The 5,354-nt window shown below is 42.8% G+C and carries 7 protein-coding genes; 3 read left to right on the top strand and 4 right to left on the bottom strand.

Annotated elements, in window-relative coordinates; all coding sequences use genetic code 11:
- On the top strand, positions 1–242 hold a 242-nt coding region (locus BU200_RS09925), incomplete at its 5' end, for an IS3 family transposase (RefSeq protein WP_142237004.1).
- A 70-nt stretch (positions 243–312) separates the two neighbouring features.
- On the opposite strand, the gene asnS is transcribed toward BU200_RS09925, so the two are convergent.
- The 3 genes from asnS to BU200_RS09910 all read right to left on the bottom strand — a co-directional run bounded on the left by asnS (position 313) and on the right by BU200_RS09910 (position 3,550).
- Positions 313–1,659 carry an asparagine--tRNA ligase gene (gene asnS / locus BU200_RS09920; protein WP_075099980.1) on the bottom strand — a complete coding sequence of 449 codons (1,347 nt, stop codon included), beginning with the start codon at positions 1,657–1,659 and terminating at the stop codon, positions 313–315.
- Positions 1,660–1,871: 212 nt separating this feature from the next.
- Positions 1,872–3,056, bottom strand: a complete 1,185-nt coding sequence (locus BU200_RS09915) for a pyridoxal phosphate-dependent aminotransferase (RefSeq protein ID WP_075099979.1) — start codon at positions 3,054–3,056, stop codon at positions 1,872–1,874.
- Positions 3,053–3,550: a cell wall elongation regulator TseB-like domain-containing protein gene (locus BU200_RS09910; RefSeq protein ID WP_249024025.1), complete on the bottom strand. Its 498-nt coding sequence runs from the start codon at positions 3,548–3,550 to the stop codon at positions 3,053–3,055. The genes BU200_RS09915 and BU200_RS09910 overlap by 4 nt, the downstream gene beginning before the upstream one ends.
- A gap of 147 nt (positions 3,551–3,697) precedes the next feature.
- Between BU200_RS09910 and BU200_RS09905 the strand changes: the two genes are divergently transcribed.
- On the top strand, positions 3,698–4,141 hold the full coding sequence (locus BU200_RS09905) for a MarR family winged helix-turn-helix transcriptional regulator (protein WP_075099978.1): 444 nt from the start codon (positions 3,698–3,700) through the stop codon (positions 4,139–4,141).
- 263 nt (positions 4,142–4,404) lie between these two features.
- Complete coding sequence (locus tag BU200_RS09900) at positions 4,405–4,950, top strand: NADPH-dependent FMN reductase (protein ID WP_075099977.1); 546 nt, start codon at positions 4,405–4,407, stop codon at positions 4,948–4,950.
- Between the two features lie 162 nt (positions 4,951–5,112).
- Here BU200_RS09900 and BU200_RS09895 read toward each other — a convergent pair.
- The coding region (locus BU200_RS09895; RefSeq protein ID WP_142237006.1) for an IS3 family transposase at positions 5,113–5,354 on the bottom strand (242 nt) is incomplete at its 5' end.

Below are 5,354 nucleotides of genomic sequence, written 5' to 3'. Positions count from 1 at the left end.
ATTTTACAACACAGGCTGGCATCACTCTATCCATGTCACGAGTTGGGAAATGTATCGACAATGCACCAATTGAAAGTTTCTTTGGGCATTTCAAGACAGAGTCTTATCATCTCAAGAAATACAAGACCTATGAGGAGCTAGTCGCAGATGTGGAAAGCTATATCCAGTTTTACAATACACAACGTTATCAAACTAAATTAAACAACCTGACCCCTTGGGAATTCAGGAATCAGGTTGCTTAATATCTTTTATTATTTGACTGTCTACTTGACAGGGAGCAGTTCATTTGACTAGGGATTGCTGTCTTTGAAATTAGGGTTTGATGCGGTGCAACATACGTGGGAATGGAATGGCTTCTCGGATGTGTTTGGTTCCAGCGACAAAGGTCACCATGCGCTCAAGACCGATACCAAATCCTGCATGAGGCACAGAACCATACTTACGGAGATCAAGGTAAAACTCATACTCTGACTTATCCATTTCAAGGGCATCCATTTTGGCAACGAGAGCATCGTAGTCATCCTCACGGACAGAACCACCAATGATTTCTCCGTAACCTTCTGGGGCAAGTAGATCCGCGCAAAGAACACGGTCTGGATTTCCCGAGACTGGCTTCATGTAGAAAGCCTTGAAGCTAGCTGGATAGTTGACAACAAAGGTCGGTACACCGAAGTAGTTTGAAATCCATGTTTCATGAGGAGAACCGAAGTCATCACCATGCTCCAAATGTTCATAGTCCGTATCTGCATCTGCCTCATGCTCTTGTAGGAGGTCAATCGCTTCATCATAGGATACTCGCTTGAAAGGTTCTGCAATGTATTTCTTGAGGAGTTCTGTATCGCGTTCCAAGGTTTCAAGAGCCTGCGGTGCACGGTCTAAAACACCTTGGATCAAGGCCTTGACATAGGCTTCTTGCAAATCAAGCGATTCTTCATGGGACAAGAAAGAATACTCTGCATCCATCATCCAGAACTCGGTCAAATGACGGCGTGTTTTTGATTTTTCTGCACGGAATACTGGTCCAAAGTCAAAGACACGACCAAGTGCCATCGCTCCTGCTTCCAAGTACAGCTGACCTGATTGGCTCAAGTAGGCAGGAGTTCCAAAGTAGTCTGTTTCAAAAAGTTCCGTTGAATCTTCTGCTGCATTCCCAGATAAGATGGGACTATCAAACTTGATGAAGCCATTTTTATCAAAAAATTCGTAGGTCGCATAGATAATCGCATTACGGATCTGCATGATCGCCATTTGCTTGCGCGAACGTAACCACAAATGACGGTGGTCCATAAGGAAATCTGTCCCGTGTTCTTTCGGTGTAATCGGGTAATCCTTTGATTCACCAACCACTTCAAGATCGGTAATATCCAACTCATAGCCAAATTTTGAACGCTCATCTGCTTTGACAATCCCTGTCACCAAAACAGATGTTTCTTGACTAAGTTTTTTAACCGTATCAAACTTAGCTGCCCCTTCTTCCTCACCGAAGGCTTCAATGAAATTGGGCTTAAATGCAACCGCTTGGAAAAAGGCTGTTCCGTCACGGAGCTGCAAGAAGGCTAGTTTGCCTTTACCTGATTTATTAGCCACCCAGGCTCCAATAGTCACTTTCTCACCAACATGGTCTTTGACATCAATTATTGATAGTAAATCTTTAGCCATAATCTCTCTTTTCTTAATGATTTTCTTTTCTAGTTTACCTCTTTTAGCTAGTGTAGATAACTGCGGCATTAACAGGTTTCCCGCTTTAACCTCTTCTGCAGGTTGAAAGATGTCCTGACAGTCCTATACTAGCTAAGGGTAATCTCGTCAACTACAATTCCACTACTGCAAAAGCTCGAAGCCATCAGCTCACTTTGTTTGCTTCTGCCTGCTTATTTCTCATCTTCCATAAAGGTTTTTAGGCGTCTAACAGCCTCTTTGAGGGTATCCATATCTGTTGCATAGCTAAGGCGAACATTTTCTGGTGCCCCAAAGCCCGCTCCCGTTACTAAGGCAACCCCTACTTCTTCCAAGATAGCCGTTGTAAAGTCTGTCACATCAGTGAAACCTTTCATTTCCATAGCCTTCTTGACATTCGGGAAGAGATAGAAAGCTCCTTGCGGTTTCACCACTTCAAATCCCGGTACTTGAGCCAGCAAAGGATAAATAGTATTGAGACGCTCTTCAAAGGCCTGACGCATATGCTCAACTGTATCCTGCTCCCCGTCGAGAGCCTCAATCACCGCATATTGAGCTACTGCTGTTGGGTTAGAGGTCGTCTGCCCTGCAACCTTACTCATAGCAGCAATAATCTCTGCTTCGCCGACTGCATAACCAATCCGCCAGCCTGTCATGGCATAAGTTTTAGACACTCCATTGATAACCACGGTTTGCTTGCGAATGGCTTCAGACAGACTTGAAATTGGGGTAAAGGTATGGCCGTTATAGACCAGACGTCCATAAATATCATCTGCTAGGATTAACACGTCATGCTCAACAGCCCAATTCCCAATCGCCAACAACTCATCCTTGCTGTAAATCATGCCAGTCGGATTAGATGGGGAATTGAGAACCAAAACCTTAGTCTTATCCGTACGAACAGCCTCGAGTTGCGCCACCGTCACCTTGAAATGATTGGACTCTGTTGTCTGAACAAAGACTGGCACACCCTCTGCCATTTTGATTTGGTCGGCATAGCTCACCCAATAAGGCGTCGGGATAATCACCTCATCAAGCGGATTGATGACGCTCATGAAAAAGGTATAGAGGGAGAATTTCGCTCCTGTTGCCACCGTCACTTGATTGGGGGCGACAGGATAGCCGTAAAATTTCTCAAAATATCGGCTAATCGCTGCTTTCAACTCTGGCAAGCCGCTTGTAGCTGTGTAGAAACTAGCACGACCATCTTTGATAGAGCGAACTGCTGCTTCTTGGATATTTTTAGGTGTAACAAAGTCAGGCTCCCCCAAGGTCAAGGACAAAATATCCTTTCCTGCCGCCTTTAAATCCTTGGCACGCGCTCCCGCAGCCAAAGTCACACTTTCTTCCATTTCAAGCACTCGTTGTGATAACTTCATATTCCCTCCTTACTCAACAATGATCCATCTTCAAAGGCAATGGTATAGTAAGTCTGACCTGACTTTACTTCCCAAATCGGCTGATTGTTAAAGTAGCCAAAGGTCACCTTGGCAATCTCACCAGCTCCTTTTTCCTTGGCAATGTTTTCCGCCTCTTCTTGAGAAATACCATCTGTCGCCTTGTAGACAAGAATATCCGAAGACGCTTCTGGTATCAAGACCAGAAGGTGTTCCTCTGACTGGTTTTTTCCATCCACCATATAATAACTTTTCTCACCGTTGTAACGACTGATCTTGGAAATAGAAGCTATTCCCGCATACTGCCTTGCAAGCTGTTCAGCCTGCTGTCGTCCCTGCAAAAAAGGACGCGCAGACACTTCCAAAACATACAAGATAGAAAAAACAATAACAGATACTAACACAAACATTCCGATGAGGGATTGCTTACCGAGCGTCATACTGGATTTACCCATGCGATTTCTCATTTTTGCCATAATAGGATTATTATACTATATATTGACTAAGAATGCTATTTTTTCTGGCAATTTGTCTGAATTTTTTCAACAGTTTCTCCGAGACTTACTGCTATTCTCAAAACCGTTCTTCTTGCAGTTCTGGTCAATTATTGCTACACTATTCCTATGAAAGAAAATGTAAAAAAAGCCTTAGAAAATAATCAGGAAGCCCTGCATAGTCTGGTGATTCTGCACCGGGCTTCTAATACCATCTACAAGCAAGAAGTTGAGACCTTGAAAAAATACAATCTGACCATGGGACAATTCGGGGTGCTCGAGGCTCTCTATAACAAGGGCAATCTGCGGATACAGGACTTGATTGAGAAGCTACTCAGCACATCTGGCAATATGACAGTAGTCGTCCGAAACATGATCCGAGACGGCTATATTAGCCGGATTTCCGATCCTCGTGATAAACGTGCCTGCCTGATCAGCTTGACGGACTTAGGACGTGAGACCATCGAGACTATTCTCCCTGAACACTATGAAAATATCGGACGAATTTTTGCTATTCTAAGCCTCGAAGAACAGGAAGTCTTAAATAGCATTTTAAAAAAATTCAAAAAATAGAATGCATTTATTGCTAATTAGTGACATTTTTGGTATCCTATTTTTATCGCTTTTGGAAACGTCTATCATTATTGGCTCTGAAAGCACATGATACTCTTCAACAATCACCAATAGGCAAACGTCGATTATAGGTATGAGAGTCTATAAAGTACACAGTATCCTCAAGGGCATCTGTATCTGTAAAGGAGCAAGCTCGTCACAACTACGGCAACGTATCCTTTTGATTTTCGTTGAGTATTAGATTTATAAAAGGAGGCCATCCCATGGCAAATGTATTATTTTTAGTTGGTTCACTTCGTAACGGTTCATTCAACCACCAAATGGCGCAAAAGGCTGAAGAGCTTCTTAAAGAAAAAGCAACTGTGACTTACTTGGATTACAGCCAAGTGCCTGTCTTTAATCAAGACCTTGAGACATCTGTCCACCCTGCTATCGCAGCCGCTCGAAAAGCTGTTGAAGAAGCTGATGCTATCTGGATTTTCTCACCTGTTTACAACTACGGTATCCCTGGTCCAGTAAAAAATGTTCTTGACTGGCTCAGTCGTGCCCTTGATTTGTCAAATCCAAAAGGACCTTCTATCCTACAAGATAAGTTGATTACTGTATCTGCCGTTGCAAATGGTGGACATGAGCCACTCTTTGCTGCCTACCATGCACTTCTTCCATTTATCCGCACACAGGTTGTAGGCGAATTTACAGGTTCACCAATCAACCCAGAAGCATGGGGAACTGGACAATTAGTCCTTTCAGAAGAAACGACTGCACAATTAACAAAACAAGCTGCTGACCTACTTGCAGCCATTCAATAAACAAAAAAAGTTTGAGTTTCGCCTCAAAATTCAAGGTTGAAGAAAAAGTCCATTTTAGACAATTTTCTTCAACTTTTTTATTTTAAATCAAGGCAAAAAAACTCTTAGAAATTTTGAACTGAACTGCTCCCTGTCAAGTAGACAGTCAAATAATAAAAGATATTAAGCAACCTGATTCCTGAATTCCCAAGGGGTCAGGTTGTTTAATTTAGCTTGATAACGTTGTGTATTGTAAAACTGGATATAGCTTTCCACATCTGCGACTAGCTCCTCGTAAGTCTTGTATTTCTTGAGATGATAAGACTCTGTCTTGAAATGCCCAAAGAAACTTTCAATTGGTGCATTGTCGATACATTTCCCAACTCGTGACATGGATAGAGTGATGCCAGCCTGTGTTGTAAAAT

The sequence above is a fragment of the Streptococcus acidominimus genome, assembly GCF_001921825.1.
Classification (GTDB): Bacteria; Bacillota; Bacilli; order Lactobacillales; family Streptococcaceae; genus Streptococcus; species Streptococcus acidominimus.
Note: the sequence above shows the minus strand (reverse complement) of the source record. Positions and strands in the feature narration are given on the sequence as shown.